34 protein-coding genes and 1 pseudogene are annotated in these 22852 nt (G+C 40.2%); 7 read left to right on the forward strand and 28 right to left on the reverse strand.

What is annotated here, in order from left to right; translation table 11 throughout:
• Positions 1–13 precede the first annotated feature (13 nt).
• On the forward strand, positions 14–1363 hold the full coding sequence (locus ACDG22_RS01545) for an MATE family efflux transporter (protein WP_007569829.1): 1350 nt from the start codon (positions 14–16) through the stop codon (positions 1361–1363).
• Between the two features lie 3 nt (positions 1364–1366).
• Here the strand turns inward: ACDG22_RS01545 and ACDG22_RS01550 are convergent, their stop codons facing one another.
• The 3 genes from ACDG22_RS01550 to ACDG22_RS01560 are packed head-to-tail and all read right to left on the reverse strand — an operon-like array spanning position 1367 to position 2877.
• Complete coding sequence (locus ACDG22_RS01550; protein ID WP_007569837.1) at positions 1367–1591, reverse strand: hypothetical protein; 225 nt, start codon at positions 1589–1591, stop codon at positions 1367–1369.
• Positions 1592–1617: 26 nt separating this feature from the next.
• Positions 1618–2388, reverse strand: coding sequence for a pyrroline-5-carboxylate reductase (gene proC, locus ACDG22_RS01555; protein ID WP_370858756.1), 771 nt, complete (start codon positions 2386–2388; stop codon positions 1618–1620).
• Between the two features lie 39 nt (positions 2389–2427).
• A complete protein-coding gene (locus ACDG22_RS01560) occupies positions 2428–2877 on the reverse strand; it encodes an acyl-CoA thioesterase (protein ID WP_007569841.1) in 450 nt (149 codons plus the stop codon).
• Positions 2878–2998: 121 nt separating this feature from the next.
• Between ACDG22_RS01560 and ACDG22_RS01565 the strand changes: the two genes are divergently transcribed.
• From ACDG22_RS01565 to ACDG22_RS01590, 6 genes and pseudogenes are all read left to right on the forward strand, one after another.
• Positions 2999–4282: an O-acetylhomoserine aminocarboxypropyltransferase/cysteine synthase family protein gene (locus tag ACDG22_RS01565; RefSeq protein ID WP_022124718.1), complete on the forward strand. Its 1284-nt coding sequence runs from the start codon at positions 2999–3001 to the stop codon at positions 4280–4282.
• 542 nt (positions 4283–4824) lie between these two features.
• Positions 4825–6630, forward strand: a complete 1806-nt coding sequence (locus ACDG22_RS01570) for a MutS family DNA mismatch repair protein (protein WP_022124717.1) — start codon at positions 4825–4827, stop codon at positions 6628–6630.
• A gap of 506 nt (positions 6631–7136) precedes the next feature.
• Positions 7137–7505: a hypothetical protein gene (locus ACDG22_RS01575; protein WP_009131422.1), complete on the forward strand. Its 369-nt coding sequence runs from the start codon at positions 7137–7139 to the stop codon at positions 7503–7505.
• Between the two features lies 1 nt (position 7506).
• Positions 7507–7851: an IS66 family insertion sequence element accessory protein TnpB gene (gene tnpB / locus ACDG22_RS01580; protein ID WP_007567398.1), complete on the forward strand. Its 345-nt coding sequence runs from the start codon at positions 7507–7509 to the stop codon at positions 7849–7851.
• Positions 7852–7939: 88 nt separating this feature from the next.
• Positions 7940–9700 carry an IS66 family transposase gene (tnpC, locus tag ACDG22_RS01585; protein WP_143723011.1) on the forward strand — a complete coding sequence of 587 codons (1761 nt, stop codon included), beginning with the start codon at positions 7940–7942 and terminating at the stop codon, positions 9698–9700.
• Between the two features lie 312 nt (positions 9701–10012).
• Positions 10013–10489, forward strand: a pseudogene (locus ACDG22_RS01590) (hypothetical protein); the annotation flags it as partial.
• 255 nt (positions 10490–10744) lie between these two features.
• Here the strand turns inward: ACDG22_RS01590 and rplQ are convergent.
• The 25 genes from rplQ to rpsS form a co-directional block, all read right to left on the reverse strand.
• Positions 10745–11233 (reverse strand): 50S ribosomal protein L17, encoded by a 489-nt coding sequence (rplQ, locus tag ACDG22_RS01595; RefSeq protein WP_007567387.1) that lies wholly within the window; start codon positions 11231–11233, stop codon positions 10745–10747.
• A gap of 3 nt (positions 11234–11236) precedes the next feature.
• Positions 11237–12229: a DNA-directed RNA polymerase subunit alpha gene (locus tag ACDG22_RS01600; protein ID WP_007567386.1), complete on the reverse strand. Its 993-nt coding sequence runs from the start codon at positions 12227–12229 to the stop codon at positions 11237–11239.
• A gap of 11 nt (positions 12230–12240) precedes the next feature.
• Positions 12241–12846 carry a 30S ribosomal protein S4 gene (gene rpsD, locus ACDG22_RS01605; RefSeq protein WP_007567384.1) on the reverse strand — a complete coding sequence of 202 codons (606 nt, stop codon included), beginning with the start codon at positions 12844–12846 and terminating at the stop codon, positions 12241–12243.
• A gap of 120 nt (positions 12847–12966) precedes the next feature.
• Positions 12967–13356 carry a 30S ribosomal protein S11 gene (gene rpsK, locus ACDG22_RS01610; RefSeq protein WP_007567382.1) on the reverse strand — a complete coding sequence of 130 codons (390 nt, stop codon included), beginning with the start codon at positions 13354–13356 and terminating at the stop codon, positions 12967–12969.
• An 11-nt stretch (positions 13357–13367) separates the two neighbouring features.
• Complete coding sequence (rpsM, locus tag ACDG22_RS01615) at positions 13368–13748, reverse strand: 30S ribosomal protein S13 (RefSeq protein ID WP_007559362.1); 381 nt, start codon at positions 13746–13748, stop codon at positions 13368–13370.
• 33 nt (positions 13749–13781) lie between these two features.
• Complete coding sequence (gene ykgO / locus ACDG22_RS01620; RefSeq protein WP_002558051.1) at positions 13782–13898, reverse strand: type B 50S ribosomal protein L36; 117 nt, start codon at positions 13896–13898, stop codon at positions 13782–13784.
• Between the two features lie 13 nt (positions 13899–13911).
• Positions 13912–14130, reverse strand: a complete 219-nt coding sequence (gene infA / locus ACDG22_RS01625; protein WP_002558052.1) for a translation initiation factor IF-1 — start codon at positions 14128–14130, stop codon at positions 13912–13914.
• 1 nt (position 14131) lies between these two features.
• Positions 14132–14929 carry a type I methionyl aminopeptidase gene (map, locus tag ACDG22_RS01630; RefSeq protein WP_007567379.1) on the reverse strand — a complete coding sequence of 266 codons (798 nt, stop codon included), beginning with the start codon at positions 14927–14929 and terminating at the stop codon, positions 14132–14134.
• A gap of 11 nt (positions 14930–14940) precedes the next feature.
• Positions 14941–16287: a preprotein translocase subunit SecY gene (gene secY / locus ACDG22_RS01635; protein WP_007567376.1), complete on the reverse strand. Its 1347-nt coding sequence runs from the start codon at positions 16285–16287 to the stop codon at positions 14941–14943.
• 4 nt (positions 16288–16291) lie between these two features.
• A complete protein-coding gene (gene rplO, locus ACDG22_RS01640; protein ID WP_007567375.1) occupies positions 16292–16738 on the reverse strand; it encodes a 50S ribosomal protein L15 in 447 nt (148 codons plus the stop codon).
• Positions 16739–16768: 30 nt separating this feature from the next.
• Complete coding sequence (rpmD, locus tag ACDG22_RS01645; protein WP_007567373.1) at positions 16769–16945, reverse strand: 50S ribosomal protein L30; 177 nt, start codon at positions 16943–16945, stop codon at positions 16769–16771.
• Positions 16946–16956: 11 nt separating this feature from the next.
• Entirely contained in the window at positions 16957–17472 is a 516-nt protein-coding gene (gene rpsE / locus ACDG22_RS01650; protein ID WP_007567371.1) for a 30S ribosomal protein S5, read from the reverse strand.
• A gap of 6 nt (positions 17473–17478) precedes the next feature.
• Positions 17479–17820, reverse strand: a complete 342-nt coding sequence (gene rplR / locus ACDG22_RS01655) for a 50S ribosomal protein L18 (RefSeq protein ID WP_007567369.1) — start codon at positions 17818–17820, stop codon at positions 17479–17481.
• Between the two features lie 21 nt (positions 17821–17841).
• Positions 17842–18411, reverse strand: coding sequence for a 50S ribosomal protein L6 (gene rplF / locus ACDG22_RS01660; RefSeq protein WP_007567367.1), 570 nt, complete (start codon positions 18409–18411; stop codon positions 17842–17844).
• A gap of 18 nt (positions 18412–18429) precedes the next feature.
• Positions 18430–18825, reverse strand: a complete 396-nt coding sequence (gene rpsH, locus ACDG22_RS01665; RefSeq protein ID WP_007567365.1) for a 30S ribosomal protein S8 — start codon at positions 18823–18825, stop codon at positions 18430–18432.
• A gap of 58 nt (positions 18826–18883) precedes the next feature.
• Complete coding sequence (gene rpsN, locus ACDG22_RS01670) at positions 18884–19183, reverse strand: 30S ribosomal protein S14 (RefSeq protein ID WP_007567362.1); 300 nt, start codon at positions 19181–19183, stop codon at positions 18884–18886.
• Between the two features lie 6 nt (positions 19184–19189).
• Positions 19190–19747 carry a 50S ribosomal protein L5 gene (rplE, locus tag ACDG22_RS01675; RefSeq protein WP_007567360.1) on the reverse strand — a complete coding sequence of 186 codons (558 nt, stop codon included), beginning with the start codon at positions 19745–19747 and terminating at the stop codon, positions 19190–19192.
• Positions 19747–20070, reverse strand: a complete 324-nt coding sequence (gene rplX / locus ACDG22_RS01680; RefSeq protein ID WP_007559376.1) for a 50S ribosomal protein L24 — start codon at positions 20068–20070, stop codon at positions 19747–19749. Before rplX ends, rplE begins: the two co-directional genes overlap by 1 nt.
• A 20-nt stretch (positions 20071–20090) precedes the next feature.
• A complete protein-coding gene (gene rplN / locus ACDG22_RS01685; RefSeq protein WP_007559377.1) occupies positions 20091–20456 on the reverse strand; it encodes a 50S ribosomal protein L14 in 366 nt (121 codons plus the stop codon).
• Positions 20457–20458: 2 nt separating this feature from the next.
• On the reverse strand, positions 20459–20716 hold the full coding sequence (rpsQ, locus tag ACDG22_RS01690) for a 30S ribosomal protein S17 (RefSeq protein WP_040311885.1): 258 nt from the start codon (positions 20714–20716) through the stop codon (positions 20459–20461).
• Positions 20717–20727: 11 nt separating this feature from the next.
• Positions 20728–20922, reverse strand: coding sequence for a 50S ribosomal protein L29 (gene rpmC / locus ACDG22_RS01695; RefSeq protein WP_007559379.1), 195 nt, complete (start codon positions 20920–20922; stop codon positions 20728–20730).
• Between the two features lie 5 nt (positions 20923–20927).
• Positions 20928–21359: a 50S ribosomal protein L16 gene (gene rplP / locus ACDG22_RS01700; protein ID WP_007567356.1), complete on the reverse strand. Its 432-nt coding sequence runs from the start codon at positions 21357–21359 to the stop codon at positions 20928–20930.
• A gap of 21 nt (positions 21360–21380) precedes the next feature.
• Positions 21381–22112, reverse strand: a complete 732-nt coding sequence (gene rpsC / locus ACDG22_RS01705; RefSeq protein ID WP_007567354.1) for a 30S ribosomal protein S3 — start codon at positions 22110–22112, stop codon at positions 21381–21383.
• Positions 22113–22118: 6 nt separating this feature from the next.
• Complete coding sequence (gene rplV / locus ACDG22_RS01710; protein ID WP_007567352.1) at positions 22119–22526, reverse strand: 50S ribosomal protein L22; 408 nt, start codon at positions 22524–22526, stop codon at positions 22119–22121.
• Positions 22527–22562: 36 nt separating this feature from the next.
• The gene (gene rpsS, locus ACDG22_RS01715) at positions 22563–22832 is read right to left on the reverse strand and encodes a 30S ribosomal protein S19 (RefSeq protein ID WP_007559385.1); all 270 of its coding nucleotides are present in this window, start codon (positions 22830–22832) and stop codon (positions 22563–22565) included.
• Between the last annotated feature and the right edge of the window lie 20 nt (positions 22833–22852).

Below are 22852 nucleotides of genomic sequence, written 5' to 3' on the forward strand. Positions count from 1 at the left end.
TTTTTATTATCTAGTGGAACAGGCAATTCAACAGACAAATATTCGTAAAGGACTTACCAAACTGGTTATCCCGATTTTCATTGAAACGTTATTGATAATGATGCTGGGAGCAGTAGACACAATCATGCTCAGCCAGTATTCAGACGAGAGTGTAGCTGCCGTAGGAGTAGTAAACCAGATAGTTATGTTTGCTTTCCTGGTATTCGAAGTTATCAATATCGGTACGTCTGTATTATGTTCTCAATATCTGGGAGCAAAAATGCAGAAGAACATGATACAAGTAGTAGGAGTTTCATTGCTCCTGAATCTTGTCGTAGGGGTTTTAATAAGTATCATCCTCCATTTCGGTGCCACCACGCTATTAGGATGGATGGGGCTTCGGCCAGAATTGCTGAAATATGGTATCGGCTACATGGAAATTGTGGGTGCATTCGCTTTCTTTCAGGCAATATCACTCACGATCTCTGCATCGCTACGCAGTGCCAATAAAGCCATATATCCCATGCTGGTCACCGTGCTGGTAAATATCATGAATATAGTGGGAAACTACTCCCTGATATTCGGAAAGTTCGGTATGCCGGCACTTGGCGCTGAAGGAGCTGCAATATCTACCTCCGTAGCCCGGGGAGTAAGTATGATTGTACTATTCATTATCCTGTTCCGTAAACATATACCAAGTTTCCCGCTTGCATATTTCCGTCCTTTCCCGTGGATTGAACTGAAGAACCTGCTGAAAGTAGGTTTGCCATCAGCCGGCGAAAACCTCTCCTACAGCTTCTCTCAGGTAGTAATTACTTATCTGATTAACATGCTGGGGAATAATGCACTGGCAACCCGCACTTACAGTGTAAACATTATTATGTTCGTTTATCTGTTTGCCATTGCAATGGCTCAGGGAGGAGCAATCAGCATCGGGCATCTGGTAGGACAAAAGAAAATACGTGCAGCCTATTTACTGGGGAAATATGTAATGCGGCTTTCCATACTGGTTTCGCTCGTTCTTTCATGTATCTGGGCAGCAGGAGGACATTTCATATTCAGCCTCCTGACAGACAATGAAGAAATTATCCGTCTGGGGGTGACAGTCATGATTATCGATGTAGTAGTAGAAATAGGACGCGCCGTAAACATCTACGCCACCAATGCGCTACGTTCGGCAGGTGACGTAAACTACCCCTTCTACATGGGATTTACCGTACAATGGACTGTTTCTGTCGGCTTCAGTTACCTGTTGGGCATCCACTGGGGATGGGGCCTTGCCGGCATGTGGTGTGCCTTCCTGCTCGACGAAAACATACGTGCCATTCTTTTCGTCAGACGCTGGAACAGTCTGAAATGGGCTAAGAAAGGATTCGTAAAATAAATATTACATTCCTCCTGCCAATCCTACATAGAACAGCACGATGCAAATCAGGTCGATGACGAGAGCTGTCACCGACCACTTTACAAACTGCCTGTTCTTTTTTACAGTACCATAAATGATACCGATGATGGAGGATACCAATATCCCCGCTGCCACTCCAAAAATTCCCTGTACAGCAAGACCGACAAGAATCAGGATAGCCATCGTTATCAGAATGTTATTTTTCATAATATTGAGTATTGAGAATGGAGATATTACATGCTTGCCTTAAAAGCTTTGATAACAGCCGAAGTAAATCCGTCGTGCTCCAGTGAATTGACTCCCTTGATAGTTATTCCACCCGGTGTTGTCACTTTTTCTATCTCAATCGCCGGATGTGTATGTTCATCGCGCAGAAGCAGACGTGCAGCACCATCCAATGTCTGAGCCACCATTTTCTTGGCTTCAGCCGGACGCAATCCTGCTTCCACACCAGCCTGCATGGCAGCTTGTACATACTTCATGACATACGCTATACCACACGAAGCGAGCGATGTAGCAGCGGCAAACTGCTTTTCTTCTATCAGCATGGCAAGTCCCATTTCATTAAAGTCTCCCAGCATGGCTTCAGTCTGCTCCTCTGTAGCATTGCGACATGCAATCAAGGTCATACTGGCACGTTCGGCAATGGCTGTATTCGGAATAACGCGGAATATAGGCATTTCCGGATCAACAAAATGTGCCAGATCCTCGAATGTCAGTCCAGCCGCTACCGAAACCAGTATCTGTGGCTGACGAAGACGCAAAGGTTTTAACACCTCTTCTACTTTCCACGGCTTGACAGCAACAATCACTACATCTGCATCAGCGGCATCCCTGTTATTGGAAGAAGTATGGATTTCAGGAAACTCAGCCTTCAGTTTTTCCAGTTTGGGTGTGCTGGGATTGGTTACTATAATGTCACTAGCTTTTACATAATGGCCCTGTGCCAGCCCGCGTGCAATAGCTCCGCCCATATTGCCGGCTCCGATAATCGCTACTTTCATATCTTGTTATCTGATTCTTCTTGATTAATAATAAACAGATTATTTCAACGGTTGTGACAACTCTTCGAGTGTTTTGCCTTCATAATCGCAAATAGCACGTTTAAAATCGGCCGGCAATTCTACCGGTTCCTTACTGGCTACATCATATCCTACCATAATGGTACGGCACTGGCATTTCAAGACACCACTCGCTTTATTGACCGCACGCTGAAGCAATGTAAAGCTCTTGTGTCCCAAATGTATCACCGAAGTATGGATAACCAAATCATCCGAGAAAAAAACCGGAGCCAGAAAATCGGCATTGATATTGGCAACCACAATACCTATGTGTTTCCAGTCTTTATCTCCGAACACATCACGCATATACGAGGTCTTCGCCAAATCGTACAGAGAGAAGTACGAAGAGTTATTCATATGACCATACTGATCGACATCACTGAAACGAATCTGCACCGGCAATGTATGCCTGAATTTCATATCATCTTCCATATCATTTGTTTTTATATAATCTCAAATATAAATCTTTTTTCCTGAAAACGCACAATAAAGGAAGATTATTTCTTACTTTTGCCCGTCGTAGAAATTAAAAAGAAAATTTAAACTTTACAATATGGAACAGAAATTCAAAAAGGAAACCCTGTGTGTACAGGCAGGATGGACTCCGAAAAAGGGAGAGCCCCGCGTACTGCCTATTTATCAAAGTACAACATTTAAATACGACACCAGCGAACAGATGGCAAAACTGTTTGACCTGGAAGAAAGCGGATACTTCTATACTCGTCTGCAAAATCCGACTAATGATGCCGTTGCTGCTAAAATTGCTGCACTGGAAGGTGGTGTAGCTGCTATGCTTACTTCGTCAGGACAGGCTGCCAATTTTTATGCAGTATTCAATATCTGTGAAGCAGGCGACCATTTTGTCTGCTCGTCAACGATCTACGGAGGTACGTTCAACCTCTTCGCCGTGACAATGAAAAAACTTGGCATAGAGTGTACATTTGTTGATGCCGATGCACCGGAAGAAGAAATCGAAAAAGCTTTCCGCCCGAACACCAAATGTTTGTTTGGCGAAACAATCTCAAATCCGAGCATTAATGTTCTGGATATCGAAAAATTTGCACGTATCGCTCACAAGCACGGAGTTCCTTTGATTGTTGACAATACGTTTGCCACACCTATCAACTGCCGTCCGTTCGAATGGGGAGCCGATATCGTAACACACTCTACTACCAAATACATGGACGGACACGCAACGTGTGTAGGCGGAGCTGTAGTAGACAGCGGTAATTTCGACTGGGAAGCACATGCTGATAAATTCCCCGGACTGACTCAGCCGGATGAATCTTATCACGGACTGACCTATACCAAAGCTTTCGGCAAAATGGCTTACATTACTAAAGCAACAGCACAGCTGATGCGTGACCTCGGTTCTATACAATCACCAGAAAATGCCTTCCTGCTGAATCTGGGACTGGAAACGCTGCATTTGCGCGTACCTCGTCATTGTGAAAATGCACAGAAGGTTGCCGAATGGCTGGAAGCTAATCCAAAGGTAAAATGGGTAAATTACTGCGGACTGAAGAGCAGCAAATACTATGAACTGGCTCAGAAATATATGCCAAACGGTTCATGCGGTGTTATTGCATTCGGATTGAAAGGCAGCCGTGAAGATGCTATCAAGTTCATGGATGAACTGAAACTGGCATGTATCGTGACACACGTTGCTGACGCACGTACCTGCGTGCTTCATCCGGCAAGTCATACTCACCGCCAGCTGACTGACGAACAGCTGATAGAAGCTGGAGTAGCTCCAGATCTGATTCGTTTGTCAGTGGGTATCGAAAACGTAGATGATATCATTGCCGATCTGGAACAGGCTATGCAATGTATTTGATTTTCGGCAGATAGCCACATGAATAATCCAAGAGGTCGCTTCAGTATTCTCACCAAGTCTACTGGAGCGACTTTTTTGTAAGCATTCAATATCCTTGCTATTTTTTATATATAAATTCTCTCAACCTTGTTTATTCCACACCAGAAACAGGTGATGGAGATTCTTGCCCAATATTGTCAGAAAACAAGCTGAAGTTTTCCCGAAAACATCATGAAGTTTTTTTAAAATTCGTACAAACTACAGAAGGTTTTGTACAACAAATTAAGCAAATATCCAGAGTTTGCTGCATAATAGTTATTTCACCTCTTACAGGCTTCATAGTAAGCGATATCCTAGCTTTCTGTCTTTCTTGGTTTCTGCTTCTGTCATCTCAGCCCTTCATAGTAAATGATATTTTAGTTTTCTGCAAGCTATTACAACATCTAAAGCACCTCACGGTGTATGATTGCATCTAGACCGCATTTTTCGAGTATTTAATATCTGAAGGTTGTAGAATAGTCTCTCTTTCATTACATTTGTCCGCAAATCATCATTTTTTATTTATGACAACTCCCAAAGATTGGTATAATTCAAGAATTACCGAAACGACAAAAGAATTAATCCGAGTAAAAAAACATATTCTGCATATCAGTCTGCTGCGTATCGCATTTTTTCTGGCAGGAATAGCGGCTATCATTATCTTCTTTCACGCCGGGACCTGGGTTCTGATCGGCGCAGCATGTTGCACGTTTCTGCCTTTTCTGATTTTGATAAAACTGCATAACCGGTTATTCGCACGGAAAGAGTGGTTGGAAACTCAATTACAAATCAACCAGGAGGAGGTGAAAGGACTGGAAGGTGACTTTTCGGATTTTGATGAAGGAAAAGAATTTGCCAATCCGGAACACCCGTATTCGTTCGATCTCGACTTATTCGGACGCCGCTCGCTGTTTCAAGCAATCAACCGTACATGTACGCATATTGGAAAAGAAACAATCGCCTGCTGGATGCAAAAGCACTTAACAGAAAAAGCATTAATAGAACGCCGCCAACAGGCTGTAAGGGATATGAGCGAAAGGCATGAGTTCCGTGAACAGTTTCGGATAATGGGAACAGTAAACCATGGAAAGATATCCGACGAAGAAGAAATACGCCGATGGAGTGAAAGTCCCTCAGATTTATTGCAAGCGACATGGGTAAAATTGGCATTATGGGGTGTACCTCTTATTAACATCGTATTGCTTGCAGGAGGACTGACAGGAATGTGCTCAATGAGCTGGTTCGGACTGGTATTTATGCTGTTTGTCATTATCAGCTTCGCTATTATCAAAAGAGCAACGTTAGTTCAGCAAGCATACGGCGAAAAACTGAAAACACTAAACAGTTATGCCAAACTGATTACATTAGCCCGTCAGGAAACATGGAAAGCAACCGAACTACAACAATTAATAGACCGACTTAATATCGACGGACATTCACCAGCTGAAGCTCTGATGCAACTCTCCAAAGAACTGGACAGGCTGGATCTTCGCAATAATCAATTACTTTATGTGATATTGGAAGGAAGTATTTTCTTTCAGCTACGACAGGTTGTCCGTATCGAGCGATGGAAGGAACGCTACGGACGCCATCTGATGAAATGGCTGGAAACTGTAGGCGAACTGGATGCTCTTTGTTCACTGGGTACTTTTGCATACAATCATCCGGAATACACTTATCCTTCTATTTCAGACAAACCTTTCCAGTTTGTGGCAACGGCTATGGGACATCCACTGATGCCTGCGGACCAATGTGTGAAAAATGATGCCATCATCCCATCCAGACCGTTCTTTTTAATTATAACAGGAGCTAACATGGCAGGAAAAAGTACATACCTGCGTACGATTGGCGTCAACTATCTGCTGGCATGTATCGGCTGTCCTGTTTGCTGTAAGCAATTGACCTTGTATCCTGCACAACTCATTACCAGCTTGCGTACATCCGATTCCCTTACTGATAATGAATCGTATTTCTTTGCCGAGCTCAAGCGATTGAAACGTATCATCGACTTACTGAATGAAGGAAAAGAATTGTTCATTATTTTAGATGAGATCCTAAAAGGGACAAACTCTGCGGACAAACAAAAAGGTTCACTCGATCTGATCCGTCAGTTCATGCATCTACAGGCAAATGGTATCATAGCTACACACGATCTTTTACTAGGCACACTGGCAGATCAGTTCCCAGAAAAAATACGCAATTACTGTTTCGAAGCAGATATAAAAGACAATGAGCTCAGCTTCTCTTACAAATTACGGGAAGGTGTGGCACAAAATATGAACGCATGTTTCCTCATGAAGAAAATGGGTATCACGATACAAGACGAATAATGAGTATGAAAGATGTGAAAAGGAAAATTGGCTATCTTTTTCTCAAATAAAAAGACATTCCTTCGTTCACGACACAGTTACAATAGATAATACGCTTGAAAATATAAGTCAAGAAAAAGATATATGCCACAATAAGAATGATTGTAAAAGTCTATACGCTCATCATACCATGAAGATATACAAAAGAGCTTTAACGCAGTAAAAATGCAATCAAAGCGAAAAAAACAGCAAATTAGAGCTTGTACAAATATAAAATCAAATATTACTGTCCAACCAGCCATTCAAGCTAAAAATAACTAGTAATATCAATATGGTATGCAATCATTTCCATAAGAAGAGAGAGGTATAAAAACAATTATTAGTATCCGATAAACATATTAAATAGATTAATTATCAGTGTCATTTTTACGGATTATCTCACTTATTAGTAACCATTCTATTTTCCGCCTTGACACGCATGTTCCCTAAACCTACCTTTGCGCCGTAACCCTTAAACAACAATGATTATGGCAAAAGAAAAAGTAAACTACCAGGAGGTATATGACCTCTATCAGTTATGCAGTGAGACCAAGGATCTTCGTGAGTTCTGTGCGGATTATGGAGTAAATTACGACAAGTTCATGAACTGGCAGCGTCATCAGCTATGGAGCGAAAAGTTAGGCAAGACAGTCCAGGTTGAGCAGCCCAAGGTTGCCAAAGTCCGGATAACCGGCAAGCCTTGCAACAGTCCAACCGTAAAGTTGGAGGTGAAACAACCTGAAGGTGAATCTCCGATTAAGTGGGTAAAACTGCAATTGACATCAGGTGCCACATTGTTCCTAAGAAATACCACAGTTCTTGATTTGAGTCTGTTGCTTAATAAAATGATAGGATGATATGCTTGGACTTAGCGCTAACCTGAACTATTACCTGTTCAACGGTAATGTGGATTTGCGGAAAGGAATCTTCCGCCTGTGTGAGAGTATAAGGGAAGAGATGTCACTTGACCCGAGCGATGCATCCAATGTATATATGTTCATGTCCAGGAACCGAAAAGTTGTGAAAATACTTCATTATGAACGCGGATTTTATGTGCTTTACGAGAAACGTCCTGTCATGGGGAGATTCAAGAAACCTGTGTTTGATGAAGTCTCCAAATGCTACCGGATACAATGGTCGGACATGGCCTATCTTACGGAAAGTATAGTAGTTGACAAGATGTACGTCAGTCCGAAAGATTAATATTAATACATTGATTATCAATAAAAATAATATAAGAATAAACGATAAAAAGTTTGCGTAACTGCCTGATTTTTCGTACCTTTATATCATGATTGATGAAAGGGCATACGAGTTACTTTGCTGCCAACTGGGTCTGGCGAATGAGGAAAAGGCGGGGCTTCGCAAACAGGTAAACGAACTGATTGCGAGGCTTAAGGCTATTGAAGAATCAAACAAAGAGAACTCCAAGGCTCTGGTTGATACAATCAATGAGTTGTCCACAACAGTCGAGAATAATCGAAAGGAAATGGAACTTATGAGAAAGCAGCTTGAGGCAAAAGACGAGGTGAACATGATGCTTGCAAATGAGATATCCAATCTCAGGCTTCAACTTGAGGACAGCAGGAAACACCGTTTCGGCCGTACCTCAGAGCAAAGAAGGCTGCTGAACAACCGTAACATTGACAAGTCTGCAATGGAGAAGTCCGAGTACGACGGTTCTGGCAAGAAAGGTGATGATGATAATAAGACCGATGGTAACGGTACCGGCAGCAATACCTCTTCCGGTAACGTACCTGCACAGAACTGCAGGCCTTCAAGGAAAAAGGAAACTGCTCCCCGTGCAGCAAAGACCAGGCTGAAGGTGGATAAGGTAATTGTTCATGAAATAGAAGACTATTACCAACTCCCGGATGGTGCAAGGCTTATGAAGCGTAACGGAATGGCTGATGTGTGGGAATACAGGTTTATAGAACATGTGCGTGCTCATAACGTGGAGCATGTGTACAAGGTGGCAAGGGTAAAGCTTGCAGACGGCACTTTCACTAACACGATGGAGCATCCCTTGAAAAACCTTGGAGGAATCTTTTCCCCTGATTTGCTTGCCCGTCTGCTTTGTCTGAAATATGACTTCAGTATGCCTGAGAACAGACAGATAAGACTGCTTGCAAGAGAAGGCATCCACATAAGCAATACCACGCTGAACGGCTATATCCATAACGGAATCTCCAGGCTTAGGGAGTTTATGGAAGATGTCTTCAAGGAGTTTGTACAACAGGCAAAATACCTTATGGTTGACGAGACGACCGAGCTTGTCGGAGTTGAAACACCGGAAGGCAAGGCTTACAGGAGAAAGTATTTATGGGCTTTTTTTGCAAAGCATGTCAAGTTGGTTTACTATCATTACAATAACGGCAGCAGAGCCTCTGATGTAGCAAAGACCTTCCTTGAACATTTTATGGGATCTGTATCTACAGACGGATATACGGTTTACAGGATGTTCGACGGAGAAGACTCAAAGGTGCTTCATATAGGATGCTGGACACACTGCAGGAGGCTGTGGGTCGATGCCTTGCCATCAGACAGAACTGCGATGGATATAATAGACCCTATCGGTGATATGTTCAGAAATGAAGACTTGTTCCGCACAATGAAACTCAGCGGTGAGCAGATTAAGGAAAAAAGACTTAAGCTTACGAGACCTATTCTTGAACGTATCCATCATAAGGTGGTCATGATGATGCAGGATACCAAACTCATGGCAAACGAACTGATGAGAAAGGCTGTGAACTATACGATAAACCAGTGGAAATCCCTGAAAAATATCCTCAAGGACGGTTCTGCGGAAATATCGAACAACCTCTGTGAGCAAAGGATGAAACCTGTAAAGCTGCTGCTCAAGAACTGTATGAACATAGGCAGTGAGGATGCAGCAGGAAACTCGGCATTCATCTTTTCTCTGATAGAAAGCTGCAAGCTTAATGATATAGCCCCTCAGGATTACCTGAAGCACTTGTTTGAATGTATTCTTCATGGTAAGGACTGCGACAAGAAGGTCCTTCTGCCATGTTTTTATAAATCGGAATGTTAAAACTAAACTATTTTCTTGCGGACATTTTTATTTTATCGGCTGAAAAACAGCCGATAAAATTGTCGTGGCGGAAAATAGAATGGTTACCACTTATTAAAGCTGGCATTTAATTCCATGTATATCAATAAGTTCTTGATGACTCAATAAGTTTCATCGGACAGTGATGAAAAAATACTGAAAACCAGTCTATCGAATATGATTACTAGATACTAATAGCAATAAGAGAAAAAACTCAATATATTTTCAATAACATGACTGATTCTCATATCCTCCCATAAAAGGTTTTAGAAAAATATAGCATGATATACACAAAATCGAGTAGGAGGAAAACGAAGTAGTTTTCTTCCTACTTTCGTTTTCCGACCTCTCACACCACCGTACGTGCCGTTCGGCATACGGCGGTTCTTTACTATGGATGCCTTTCGTATTCTTCGAAAGACACTTCCACGACATCTTCTTCAACCATCCATTTGTAGGTCTGCGCTCCTTTATACCCTTCGGATTCCGTCCTATCTCTTTAAAGGTAGCCCAATACTTCTGTTTTGGTTTTATGCATTCGTTCCAACAAACGGTAGTTTTCAGTTATGCCGTTTAAATAAAGTTTGGTCCTTCCCTATAGGCATACATGCCTTGGGTACTACGACCTCTGCTGACTTCTCACGGCAAGCTTTACTCCATCATGGTACTTCGAATCATTCATCCTCACCATATGTCCGTGAGACATCCTCGGATAAGGGTATTAACTTTCAATCTTATGTCTGCTCCATTTACACTAACCGTCCCGAATAGCTATAGGGCTTTAGTTTGTTTCGCAACCTTACCCACGGTCATATGCCTTATATGAAGTTTCTGTTCGTCAGACCAGATGTTTGCCGCCAGCTTCTTTCAGATTCCAACTCGCGATGGACACCCTTGCTTTTGGCTGTATGATTCCCGCTATTAGGGCTCATTGGGGACTTGCACCCATTAGCTAATACTCATGCCGACGAAAAAAGCCGAAGTTCAAATGAACTCCGGCTTTTATTATATATAGCGTTTACAGAATTATTCAGCTTTAGGGGCTTCCTCTGTAGTAGCTTCTGCAGTTGCTTCAGCAGCAGGTGCTTCAGTTGCAGCAGATTTTTTAGAACGACGAGTACGAGTAGCTTTCTTAGCAGCTGTCTTAGCCATGTTCTCATTGTAGTCTACCAATTCGATGAAACACATTTCTGCGTTATCACCCAAACGGTGACCAGTCTTGATAATACGAGTGTAACCACCCGGACGATCTGCAACCTTTACAGAGATTTCTTTGAACAGTTCAGTAACAGCGAACTTATCTTGCAAGTTGCTAAATACAACACGACGAGAATTTGTTGTGTCTTCTTTAGACTTTGTAATCAGAGGCTCAACGAACTTTTTCAAAGCTTTAGCCTTCGCAACAGTCGTAGTGATTCTTTTGTGCTTGATCAAAGAACATGCCATATTTGACAACATTGCATTTCTATGAGAAGCAGTACGACCTAAATGGTTGAATTTCTTATTATGTCTCATTTTTTATTCTTTATCTAATTTATACTTAGAAATATCTGTTCCAAACGACAGATTCAGACTCTCGAGCAAATCATCAAGCTCAGTGAGCGATTTCTTACCGAAGTTACGGAACTTCAACAGATCTGTCTTATTGAACTGAACCAAGTCACCAAGTGTTTCTACATCGGCAGCCTTCAAACAGTTCAAGGCACGAACTGACAAGTCCATATCAACCAATTTGGTCTTCAGCAACTGACGCATGTGCAATACTTCTTCATCGAATTCTTCATTACCATCTGCATCTGAAGTTTCAAGAGTAATCTTTTCATCAGAGAACAACATGAAGTGATAAATCAATATTTTAGCAGCTTCTTTCAGTGCTTCCTTCGGGTGAATGGAACCATCCGTAGTAATTTCCAGAACCAACTTTTCATAGTCAGTTTTCTGTTCTACACGGTAGTTTTCTACCGCATATTTCACATTACGAATCGGAGTGTAAATAGAATCAATAGGAATTACATTCACATCGGTGCAGTATTCACGGTTTTCGTCAGCCGGAACATAACCACGACCTTTGTTGATTGTAAGATCTATCTGCATAGTTGCTTTTGAATCTAAATGGCAAATAACTAATTCAGGATTTAACACTTCAAATCCGGTCAAATACTTACCAATATCACCTGCCTTAAATTCAGTAGAATTCTCAACGGTAATGCTTACCTTTTCATTTTCGAATTCCTCAACTATTTGCTTGAATCGAACTTGCTTCAGATTCAAGATAATGTTAGTGACATCTTCCTTTACTCCCGGAACAGTTGCAAATTCGTGCTCAACACCTTCGATATGGATAGTGTTGATAGCATAACCTTCCAATGAAGAGAGAAGAATACGGCGTAAAGCATTACCTACGGTAATACCGAAACCGGGTTCAAGCGGACGGAATTCGAATTTTCCGAATTTAGAATCCGCTTCCAACATTAATACTTTATCAGGTTTTTGAAATGCTAATATCGCCATGAAATTAATTATTATTTAGAGTACAATTCAACGATTAAGTGTTCTTTTATGTTTTCAGGAATGTCTGCTCTTTCAGGCTTGTGCAACAACTTACCAGTCTTAGAGTTTTCATCCCATTCCAACCAAGGATATTTGCTGTGATTGAATCCAGCCAATGAGTTAGCAACAACTTCCAAAGACTTAGATTTTTCACGAACACCTACCAGCTGTCCAGGTTTTACAGAGTATGAAGGAATGTTTACAACCTGACCATCTACTGTAATGTGTTTGTGACCAACCAACTGACGAGCTGCAGCACGTGTAGGAGCAATACCCAAACGGAACACTACGTTATCAAGACGACATTCAAGGCTCTGCAACAAGATTTCACCGGTAATACCGTTCATACTTGCAGCCTTTTCAAACATGTTACGGAACTGTTTTTCCAAAACTCCGTAAGTATATTTTGCTTTCTGTTTTTCAGCCAGCATGACACCATATTCTGATGTTTTTCTACGGCGAGTATTACCATGCTGTCCGGGAGGATAGTTTTTCTTAGATAAAACTTTATCTGCTCCAAAGATTGCTTCACCGAATTTACGTGCAATTCTAGTTTTTGGTCCAGTATATCTAGCCATTTTCTTACTTTTAAATTTAATTGTTATTAATGAACTTAATTTGTTGCAGCCGCGATTACAGAAAGGAATTGCAATCCATTATTTAACAAAATCAAGTTACATCTAAATAGGTTATCTTTATTATACTCTTCTTCTCTTAGGAGGACGACAACCGTTGTGAGGCAATGGAGTTACGTCGATAATTTCAGTAACTTCAATTCCAGCTCCATGTACAGTTCTGATAGCAGACTCACGTCCGTTTCCAGGACCCTTAACGTAAGCTTTTACCTTTCTCAGGCCAAGATCGTACGCTACTTTAGCGCAATCTTGAGCAGCCATCTGTGCTGCATAAGGAGTATTCTTCTTAGAACCTCTAAATCCCATCTTACCTGCAGAAGACCAAGAAATAATCTGACCTTCGCTGTTTGCCAAAGAAACGATAATGTTGTTGAATGATGAATGTACATGCAACTGTCCATTAGCATCAACTTTCACATTTCTTTTTTTAGCTGCGACTGTTTTTTTTGCCATATTAACAATTATTATTTAGTAGCTTTTTTCTTATTTGCAACAGTTTTCTTTCTTCCCTTACGTGTACGAGCATTATTCTTTGTGCTCTGACCTCTTACGGGCAGACCTAAACGGTGACGAACACCACGATAGCAACCAATATCCATTAATCGCTTAATGTTCAACTGGATTTCTGAACGAAGATCACCTTCTACTTTATATTCAGCACCGATAATTTCACGAATCTTAGCAGCCTGATCATCAGTCCAATCCTTAACCTTCAGGTCACGATCAACACCTGCCTTGTCCAAAATCTTTGCTGAACTACTGCGTCCGATACCATATACGTATGTCAACGCAATCTCACCTCTCTTATTCTGAGGCAAATCTACACCAACTATTCTTATAGCCATATACTAAATTATTTTTTTTGCAAAAATAATAAATTATCCTTGACGTTGTTTATACTTAGGATTTTTCTTGTTAATAACATACAAACGGCCATTACGTCTTACGATCTTACATTCCGGCGTACGTTTCTTTAATGATGCTCTTACTTTCATATCTTATTTTCTTTTATTTATATCTAAAAACGATTCTTCCTTTGGACAAATCATAGGGTGACATCTCTACCCTTACCTTATCCCCCGGTAATATTTTAATGTAATGCATTCTCATTTTGCCGGAAATATGAGCAGTAATCTCATGTCCGTTTTCCAGCTCAACACGAAACATTGCATTTGACAATGCTTCAACGATCACTCCATCTTGTTCAATTGCGGATTGCTTTGCCATATTAAATTGCTTTATCTCCTAAAACTTGCTCTATAAATTCAAACGATGATAAAATATCTGCTTTATCCAAGCCTATCGCAACAGTGTGCTCAAAATGAGCAGCACATTTACGATCTCTTGTTCTGATAGTCCAACGATCACTTTCCATTACAATCTGACGACTTCCCTGAGTTATCATGGGCTCAATAGCAATACACATTCCTTTTTTTAACAAGGTTCCTGTGCCTCTTTTGCCATAATTAGGAACTTGAGGTTGTTCATGCATCTCCTTACCTATCCCATGACCTACGAACTCACGAACTACTTCATACGATTGGGCTTCACAATGTTGCTGAATTGCATATCCAATATCACCTAAACGCTTTCCATGAACAGCATTTTCAATCCCCTTATACAAAGCCTCTTTTGTAGTTTTCAAAAGGGCTACAATTTCGGAATCAACTTCTCCTACACAAAAAGTATAAGCAGAATCTCCACAATAGCCGTTCATATAAGTTCCACAGTCGACAGAAACAATATCACCTTCTTTTAAAGGAATATCATTAGGAATACCATGCACAACTTGTTCATTAACGGAAGTACATAATGTACCAGGAAATGGAGGTCCATATGGATTAGGGAAACCTTTAAAAGTGGGAATTGCCCCATGATCTCTAATAAATTCTTCCGCAACTTTATCAAGTTGTTTTGTTGTCACTCCAGGCTTTATCAATTTTGCCACTTCAGCCAGAGTCCTCCCCACAAGGAGATTACTCTGACGAAGCAACTCTATCTCATCATCTGTCTTAAGAAATATCATTCTGACTTTATTTAATAAGCAGCAACATTTCCAGAACGTCCTTTAATTCTTCCTGAGCTAAGCAAGCCATCGTAATGACGCATTAACAAATGACTTTCTACCTGCTGAAGAGTGTCAAGAACAACACCCACAAGAATCAACAAAGAAGTTCCACCAAAGAACTGTGCAAATTCAGCTTGAACTCCAAATACCCCTGCAAAAGCTGGCAATATAGCAACGATAGCTAAGAAAAGAGATCCAGGCAATGTAATACGAGACATTATGGTGTCAATATAATCTGCAGTACTCTTTCCCGGTTTGATACCTGGAATAAAGCCGTTATTTCTCTTCATATCCTCAGCCATCTGAGTCGGATTAATCGTAATTGCAGTATAGAACCAGGTAAATACAATAATCAAAATTGCAAATACCAAATTATACCAGAAACTAGTATGGTCTACAAAAGCACGAGCAATACCACTTGCAGAAGCTACATTTGAGAATCCAACAATTGTAATAGGGATAAACATGATTGCCTGAGCAAAGATGATCGGCATTACATTTGCAGCATTTACCTTCAAAGGAATATACTGTCTAGCACCACCATATTGTTTATTTCCTACAATACGTTTAGCATATTGTACGGGCACTTTGCGAACACCTTGTACCAAAAGTATAGCAGCAGCTATAACTAATATCAACATAACAATTTCCAACAGGAACATGATGATACCACCAGCACCCGGTGAAGCAAGACGGGAAACAAATTCACCTGAAAAAGCTTGAGGAAGACGAGCAATGATACCAATCATAATGATCAAAGAAATACCATTACCAATACCCTTGTCTGTAATTCTTTCTCCAAGCCACAAGATAAACATACTTCCAGCAGCCAAAATGATGGTAGAAGTAATAATAAAGAAAGTCCAATCTAATGAAGCATTAAGAGCCGGACCTGCCTGCATTTTCAAGTTGATCAAATAAGAAGGTGCTTGGAATATCAAAATAAAAATAGTCAGGATACGAGTATACTGATTGATTTTACGACGTCCACTTTCACCCTCGCGCTGTAATTTCTGGAAGTAAGGAACTGCAATCGCCAACAACTGAATCACGATGGATGCAGAGATATACGGCATGATTCCCAATGCAAAAATTGAAGCATTGGAGAAAGCTCCACCAGAGAACATGTTCAACAAAGCAAGAAGACCTTCACTCGTTTGTTCATGCAACTTTGACAGCATATCAGGGTTGATACCTGGAAGAACCACATACGAACCGAATCTGTAGATTGCAACAAACAATATAGTAATGAGGATCCGCTGTCTCAGATCCTCAATATTCCATATGTTCTTTAATGTTTCAATAGATTTTCTCATTGAATCAGAGTTTTACTGCATTACCACCAACGGCTTCGATTGCAGCTACTGCACTCTTAGAGAAAGCATTTGCTTCTACATCGAGTTTAGTAGTTAAACTACCGTTACCAAGAACTTTCACTAACTGATTAGAAGAAATAAAACCAGCTTCAATCAAGTCATTAACACTAACTTTAGACAGGTTCTTAGCTTCAGCCAATTTCTGAATAGTATCAAGGTTAATAGCTTTATATTCTACACGGTTAATATTCTTAAAACCAAATTTCGGAACACGACGCTGAAGAGGCATCTGACCACCTTCAAAACCGATCTTCTTAGAATAACCAGATCTTGATTTTGCTCCTTTATGTCCTCTTGTTGAAGTACCTCCCAAACCAGAACCAGCACCACGACCAATTCTCTTTCTAGTTTTGACAGAACCTTCTGCTGGACGTAAATTATTTAAATTCATATTGTAAAATCCTTTATTATTAACAATATATTACTTAACGATTGCAACCAGGTGTTTTACCTTTTCAATCATACCCAGAATTGAAGGAGTTTCTTCGTGTTCAACCACACGATTCAATTTACGAAGTCCCAGTGCATCCAATGTTTTTTTCTGATCTGCAGGAGCACCAATTCTACTCTTTATTTGTTTAATCTTAATAGTTGACATGTTTATCCTCCTTATCCTCTAAATACTTTTTCCATACTTACACCTCTGTTTTGGGCTACCATGCGAGCATCTCTCATTTCGCTCAAAGCCAAGATTGTAGCTTTAACTAGGTTGTGTGGGTTAGAAGAACCTTTTGATTTAGCCAAAACGTCTGTTACACCAACACTTTCCAAAACAGCACGCATTGCGCCACCAGCTACAACTCCTGTACCGGTTGATGCAGGCTTAATAAAAACTTCTGCACCGCCAAATTTAGCAGACTGTTCGTGAGGAACAGTTCCTTTTAATACAGGAACACGAGTCAGATTTTTCTTTGCGGCTTCTACACCTTTTGCAATTGCTGCTGTAACTTCACCAGCTTTTCCAAGGCCCCAACCGATAATTCCATCTTCATTACCAACTACAACAATAGCAGAGAAGCTGAAAGTTCTACCACCTTTTGTAACTTTAGTAACGCGGTTGATTGCAACCAGTCTATCTTTTAATTCTATATCGTTAGTGATCTTAACTCTATTATTAACTGCCATAATTCATTAAAATTTAAGTCCACCGTTACGAGCAGCATCAGCTACTTCTTTTACTCTCCCATGATACAAGTAACCATTACGGTCGAATACGACAGTCGTAATACCAGCTTCTTGAGCTTTCTTAGCGATCAGTTCACCAACTTTAGCAGCTTGTTCTTTCTTTGGCATTGGTTCCATACCCAAAGAAGAAGCAGCAGCCAATGTTCTACCGCTCAAATCGTCGATAACTTGGACATATATCTGCTTGTTACTTCTAAACACACTCATACGCGGACGTTCAGCTGTACCTGAAATCTTGTTGCGTACTCTATATTTGATCTTGATTCGTCTTTCTATTTTTGTTGTCATAATTGTACGATTTTATGTGAATTACTTAGCACCAGCTGACTTACCAGACTTTCTACGAATTTCTTCACCAACAAACTTAATACCTTTTCCTTTATAAGGTTCAGGCTTACGGAAAGAGCGTATTTTTGAACAAACCTGACCGAGCAACTGTTTGTCACAAGATTCCAATATAATAAGAGGGTTCTTATTTCTTTCAGATTTAGTTTCAACCTTGATTTCAGGAGGCAACTGCATAAAGATGTTATGAGTATAACCTAAAGCGAAATCAATGATATTACCATTGTTTGATGCACGGTAACCAACACCGACAAGTTCCAACTCCTTCTTATAACCTTCAGAAACACCAACAACCATGTTATGTATCAAAGCACGATACAAACCATGGAACGCATGACGCTGTTTGAGGTTATCAAGCATAGCGTTTTCATTTTCTTTCAACACCACGTGACCGTCTGCAATTTCTACTTCAATAGCAGGATTTACAAACTGACTCAACTCACCTTTCGGACCTTTAACGTTTACTACGTTATCCTTCAGAGTAACTGTTACTCCAGCAGGAATACTAACGGGCAATTTACCTATTCTTGACATAGTTTATATCCTCCTACATTAATATACATAACAAAGAACTTCACCACCGATTTTCAATGCAGCAGCTTCCTTGTCTGTCATCACACCTTTGGAAGTAGATATAATAGCAATACCTAATCCATTAATAACTCTCGGCATGTCTTTGTAGCCGGTATACTTACGCATACCCGGAGTAGATACTCTTTCAAGTTTTTTGATAGCGTTAACTTTGTTAACAGCATCATACTTCAAAGCAACCTTGATAGTTCCTTGAGGACCATCTTTTACAAATTTGTAGTTCAGAATGTAACCTTTGTCAAACAGAATCTTAGTAATTTCTTTTTTCAAGTTTGAAGCAGGTACTTCTACAACTCTGTGCTTAGCACTAATTGCATTTCTCAATCTTGTGAGATAATCTGCGATTGGATCTGTCATAAAAATAAATTGTTAAATTAATCAGGACTACCCTGACAATATTTAATAATAAAAAAATTTACCAGCTTGCTTTCTTAACGCCCGGGATTAAACCGTTTGATGCCATTTCACGGAACTGAATACGTGAAATACCGAACTGACGCATATATCCTTTAGGACGACCAGTCAGTTTACAACGGTTGTGCAAGCGAATAGGATTGGAATTCTTAGGCAGTGCCTGCAATTTCTGTGCAGCTTCAAAAGCTTCAGCAGGATCACCAGTATTAACAATCTTCTTCAACGCAGCACGTTTCTCAGCATATTTGGCTACCAGTTTGGCTCTTCTTACTTCACGAGCCTTCATTGATTCTTTTGCCATATCTTATCAATCTTTTTTAGCGTTTTTAAACGGTAAACCGAATTCCTTCAACAAAGCATAACCTTCTTCGTCTGTTTGAGCAGAGGTTACAAAGGTAATATTCATTCCGAGAATTTTAGTAATACTATCGATATTTATTTCAGGGAAAATGATTTGTTCCTGAATACCCAAAGTATAATTACCTCTTCCGTCCAACTTGCTTTCGATACCTTTGAAGTCACGGATACGTGGCAAAGCTACACGAACAAGCTTTTCAAGGAATTCATACATTCTTTCACGACGTAAAGTTACCATTACACCGATAGGCATTTTTTTACGCAACTTAAAGTTTGCGATATCTTTACGAGAAACAGTTGCAACAGCTTTCTGACCGGTAATTGCTGTCAGTTCATTGATAGCAACATCGATAATTTTCTTATCAGCTACAGCCATACCCAAACCCTGACTGATAACAATCTTCTTCAGCTTAGGAATCTGCATAGATGAAGTATACTGGAACTGATTCTTCAACGCAGGAGCAATGCGCTCTGCATATTCTTTCTTAAGGCTAGCAGTATTACTCATTATTTAATCTCCTCTCCTGATTTTTTAGCATAACGAACAAATGTTCTTCCATCAGAACTTTCTCTTCTACCAACACGTGTCGGTTTACCTGTCTTAGGATCAACCGGATTCAGGTTAGAGATGTGAATAGGTGCTTCCTGCTTCACAATACCACCCTGAGGATTCTTTGCATTAGGTTTAGTGCTCTTTGATACCATGTTGATACCTTCAACCAGTGCACGTCCTTCTTTAACAAGAACTTTCAACACGCGGCCAGTTTTACCCTTGTCTTCACCAGAGTTTACGTAAACTGTATCGCCTTTTTTAATATGTAATTTACTCATTACTTAAATCTTTTACAAAATTAAAGTACTTCAGGTGCAAGTGAAACAACTTTCATATTTGCATTACGCAATTCTCTCGCAACCGGGCCAAAAATACGACTTCCTCTAATTTCACCTGCGTTATTCAGCAATACGCAAGCATTGTCATCAAAACGAATATAAGAACCGTCAGCACGACGAATTTCTTTCTTTGTACGTACGATCAAGGCCTTAGATACTGCACCTTTTTTAATATCACTTGAGGGGATAACACTCTTTATTGAAACTACAATAACATCCCCAACAGAGGCATAACGTCTCTTTGTACCGCCTAATACGCGGATACAAAGAGCTTCTTTAGCACCACTGTTGTCACATACTGTAAGTCTGGATTCTGCTTGTATCATAATTACTTAGCTCTTTCGATAATTTCAATCAATCTCCATCTCTTAGTTTTGCTCAAAGGACGAGTTTCCATAATACGAACAGTATCTCCGATTTGGCATTCATTCTTTTCGTCATGAGCATGGAATTTCTTCGTTTTAGAAACGAATTTACCATAAATAGGGTGTTTTTCCTTAAACTTAGCAGCAACAGTAATGGTCTTATCCATTTTATTGCTAACTACAACACCAGTTCTTTCTTTTCTTAAATTTCTAGCTTCCATGAGGACCATTATTATTTGTTAAGTTCTCTCTGACGCAATTCTGCTTTCATACGCGCAATTGTTCTGCGTAATTTCTTAATCTGTGCAGGATTTTCCAGCGGAGAGATCGAATGATTTAAAACCATTTGATTGTAATTGGCAACTTCAGTCTGAATTCTTTCTGCCAATTCGTTGGTAGCTATTTCTCTAATTTCTGCAATCTTCATATCAATTAAGCATTTTGACTTGCGTCGTAATCACGTCTAACAATAAACTTAGTTGTAACAGGAAGTTTCTGTGCTGCAAGGCGCAAAGCTTCTTTAGCTACATCAAAAGAAACTCCTTCTACTTCGATCAAAATACGACCCGGAGTTACAGGAGCTACAAATCCTTCGGGAGAACCTTTACCTTTACCCATACGTACATCAGCAGGTTTACGAGTAATAGGTTTGTCCGGGAAAATACGGATCCAAATCTGACCCTGACGCTGCATATATCTTGTTACAGCAATACGAGCTGCTTCAATCTGACGTCCAGTAATCCACTTAGTCTGTAATGACTTGATACCAAATGTACCGAAAGCCAACTGGTGTCCTCTCTGGGCATTACCTTTAGCGCTACCTTTCTGCTGTCTTCTGAATTTTGTCTTTTTCGGTTGTAACATAATTCCTAAAATTCAAATTCGTTAGCGATTGTTGTTTTTCTTTCTACGGAAGTTCTTTCCTCCATTATTACCGTTTCCACCACGGTTGTTTTCCTTGCTCTGAGTGAAGTTAGGAGCTAACTCACGTTTACCATAAACTTCACCACGGCAAATCCATACTTTGATACCCAGCAAACCAACTTTTGTCAAAGCTTCAGCATGACAATAGTCAATATCTGCACGGAAAGTATGCAACGGAGTACGACCTTCCTTATACATTTCAGAACGTGCCATTTCAGCACCATTCAAACGACCTGAAATCAGTACCTTGATACCTTCAGCTCCCATACGCATTGTATTGGCAATAGCCATTTTAATAGCGCGGCGGTAAGCAATCTTACCTTCAACCTGGCGAGCGATATTATTAGCAACAATCACAGCGTCGAGTTCGGGTTTCTTCACTTCGAAGATATTAATCTGGATATCCTTATCGGTGATCTTCTTCAACTCTTCTTTCAACTTATCAACTTCCTGACCACCTTTACCAATGATAATACCTGGGCGAGCAGTACATACAGTAATTGTCACCAACTTCAGAGTACGTTCAATTACGATTCTTGAAACGCTGGCTTTTGCAAGTCTGGCATTCAGATATTTACGAATTTTGCTATCTTCCAATAAAGCATCACCATAATTCTTGCCACCGTACCAATTAGAATCCCATCCTCTGATAATTCCTAAACGGTTACTTATCGGATTAACTTTCTGTCCCATCTACTCTTAATTTTTATCATTAGTATTTTTAGAATCAACGAACAAAGTTACATGGTTTGAACGTTTACGAATTCTGTAACCTCTACCCTGTGGAGCCGGTCTCATTCTTTTCAGAGTAGCTCCTCCGTCAACAAAAATCTTAGTTACAAAAAGTTCACCATCTTCAGCTTTGCGTTCGTTTTTCTGTTCCCAGTTAGCAATAGCAGAGCGCAACAGTTTTTCCACTCTTGCAGAAGCTTCCTTAGAAGAAAACTTCAATACACCAAGTGCTCTATTAACCTCCATACCGCGAATCATATCAGCAACGAGACGCATTTTACGCGGAGAAGTAGGCACATTTTGCAATTTTGCAAAATACATGGTCTTAAGGGCTTCTTTTCTTTTTTCAGCCGATATTTTTTTTCTTGCTCCCATTATTTATTACTTTATTATTTCAATAAGTGTGTCCTGTTATTTTTTCTTGTTACCTGCATGACCACGGAAAGTACGAGTTGGAGCAAACTCTCCCAACTTATGACCAACCATGTTTTCAGTAACGTAAACAGGAATAAATTTGTTTCCGTTATGAACTGCAATTGTATGCCCTACAAAATCAGGCGAAATCATTGAAGCTCTAGCCCATGTTTTAACAACTGACTTCTTGCCGCTTTCATTCATAGCGAGCACTTTGTTTTCCAGTTTTACATTAATATATGGACCTTTTTTTAATGAACGACTCATAAATACTCAATTAATCAGTT

This window comes from Phocaeicola coprocola, assembly GCF_041333015.1.
GTDB lineage: Bacteria > Bacteroidota > Bacteroidia > Bacteroidales > Bacteroidaceae > Phocaeicola > Phocaeicola coprocola.

Excerpts from the sequence above, each read along its gene's own strand:
- ACDG22_RS01560 (WP_007569841.1), bottom strand. The coding sequence starts at position 2,877 with ATGGAAGATGATATGAAATTCAGGCATACATTGCCGGTGCAGATTCGT.
- rplQ (WP_007567387.1), bottom strand. The coding sequence starts at position 11,233 with ATGAGACATAATAAGAAATTCAACCATTTAGGTCGTACTGCTTCTCAT.
- rplR (WP_007567369.1), bottom strand. The coding sequence starts at position 17,820 with ATGACAACAAAAATAGAAAGACGAATCAAGATCAAATATAGAGTACGC.
- rpsC (WP_007567354.1), bottom strand. The coding sequence starts at position 22,112 with ATGGGACAGAAAGTTAATCCGATAAGTAACCGTTTAGGAATTATCAGA.
- ACDG22_RS01570 (WP_022124717.1), top strand. The coding sequence starts at position 4,825 with ATGACAACTCCCAAAGATTGGTATAATTCAAGAATTACCGAAACGACA.
- proC (WP_370858756.1), bottom strand. The coding sequence starts at position 2,388 with ATGAAAGTAGCGATTATCGGAGCCGGCAATATGGGCGGAGCTATTGCA.
- rplO (WP_007567375.1), bottom strand. The coding sequence starts at position 16,738 with ATGAATTTAAATAATTTACGTCCAGCAGAAGGTTCTGTCAAAACTAGA.
- rplP (WP_007567356.1), bottom strand. The coding sequence starts at position 21,359 with ATGTTACAACCGAAAAAGACAAAATTCAGAAGACAGCAGAAAGGTAGC.
- rplE (WP_007567360.1), bottom strand. The coding sequence starts at position 19,747 with ATGAGTAATACTGCTAGCCTTAAGAAAGAATATGCAGAGCGCATTGCT.
- rpmD (WP_007567373.1), bottom strand. The coding sequence starts at position 16,945 with ATGTCAACTATTAAGATTAAACAAATAAAGAGTAGAATTGGTGCTCCT.
- rpsD (WP_007567384.1), bottom strand. The coding sequence starts at position 12,846 with ATGGCTAGATATACTGGACCAAAAACTAGAATTGCACGTAAATTCGGT.
- rpsN (WP_007567362.1), bottom strand. The coding sequence starts at position 19,183 with ATGGCAAAAGAATCAATGAAGGCTCGTGAAGTAAGAAGAGCCAAACTG.
- rplN (WP_007559377.1), bottom strand. The coding sequence starts at position 20,456 with ATGATACAAGCAGAATCCAGACTTACAGTATGTGACAACAGTGGTGCT.
- rplF (WP_007567367.1), bottom strand. The coding sequence starts at position 18,411 with ATGTCAAGAATAGGTAAATTGCCCGTTAGTATTCCTGCTGGAGTAACA.
- tnpB (WP_007567398.1), top strand. The coding sequence starts at position 7,507 with ATGCTTGGACTTAGCGCTAACCTGAACTATTACCTGTTCAACGGTAAT.
- rplX (WP_007559376.1), bottom strand. The coding sequence starts at position 20,070 with ATGAGTAAATTACATATTAAAAAAGGCGATACAGTTTACGTAAACTCT.
- tnpC (WP_143723011.1), top strand. The coding sequence starts at position 7,940 with ATGATTGATGAAAGGGCATACGAGTTACTTTGCTGCCAACTGGGTCTG.
- rplV (WP_007567352.1), bottom strand. The coding sequence starts at position 22,526 with ATGGGAGCAAGAAAAAAAATATCGGCTGAAAAAAGAAAAGAAGCCCTT.
- rpsH (WP_007567365.1), bottom strand. The coding sequence starts at position 18,825 with ATGACAGATCCAATCGCAGATTATCTCACAAGATTGAGAAATGCAATT.
- rpsQ (WP_040311885.1), bottom strand. The coding sequence starts at position 20,716 with ATGGAAGCTAGAAATTTAAGAAAAGAAAGAACTGGTGTTGTAGTTAGC.
- map (WP_007567379.1), bottom strand. The coding sequence starts at position 14,929 with ATGATATTTCTTAAGACAGATGATGAGATAGAGTTGCTTCGTCAGAGT.
- rpsE (WP_007567371.1), bottom strand. The coding sequence starts at position 17,472 with ATGGCAGTTAATAATAGAGTTAAGATCACTAACGATATAGAATTAAAA.
- ykgO (WP_002558051.1), bottom strand. The coding sequence starts at position 13,898 with ATGAAAGTAAGAGCATCATTAAAGAAACGTACGCCGGAATGTAAGATC.
- ACDG22_RS01600 (WP_007567386.1), bottom strand. The coding sequence starts at position 12,229 with ATGGCGATATTAGCATTTCAAAAACCTGATAAAGTATTAATGTTGGAA.
- ACDG22_RS01575 (WP_009131422.1), top strand. The coding sequence starts at position 7,137 with ATGGCAAAAGAAAAAGTAAACTACCAGGAGGTATATGACCTCTATCAG.
- rpsK (WP_007567382.1), bottom strand. The coding sequence starts at position 13,356 with ATGGCAAAAAAAACAGTCGCAGCTAAAAAAAGAAATGTGAAAGTTGAT.
- rpsS (WP_007559385.1), bottom strand. The coding sequence starts at position 22,832 with ATGAGTCGTTCATTAAAAAAAGGTCCATATATTAATGTAAAACTGGAA.
- ACDG22_RS01565 (WP_022124718.1), top strand. The coding sequence starts at position 2,999 with ATGGAACAGAAATTCAAAAAGGAAACCCTGTGTGTACAGGCAGGATGG.
- rpsM (WP_007559362.1), bottom strand. The coding sequence starts at position 13,748 with ATGGCTATAAGAATAGTTGGTGTAGATTTGCCTCAGAATAAGAGAGGT.
- secY (WP_007567376.1), bottom strand. The coding sequence starts at position 16,287 with ATGAGAAAATCTATTGAAACATTAAAGAACATATGGAATATTGAGGAT.
- rpmC (WP_007559379.1), bottom strand. The coding sequence starts at position 20,922 with ATGAAGATTGCAGAAATTAGAGAAATAGCTACCAACGAATTGGCAGAA.
- ACDG22_RS01550 (WP_007569837.1), bottom strand. The coding sequence starts at position 1,591 with ATGAAAAATAACATTCTGATAACGATGGCTATCCTGATTCTTGTCGGT.
- infA (WP_002558052.1), bottom strand. The coding sequence starts at position 14,130 with ATGGCAAAGCAATCCGCAATTGAACAAGATGGAGTGATCGTTGAAGCA.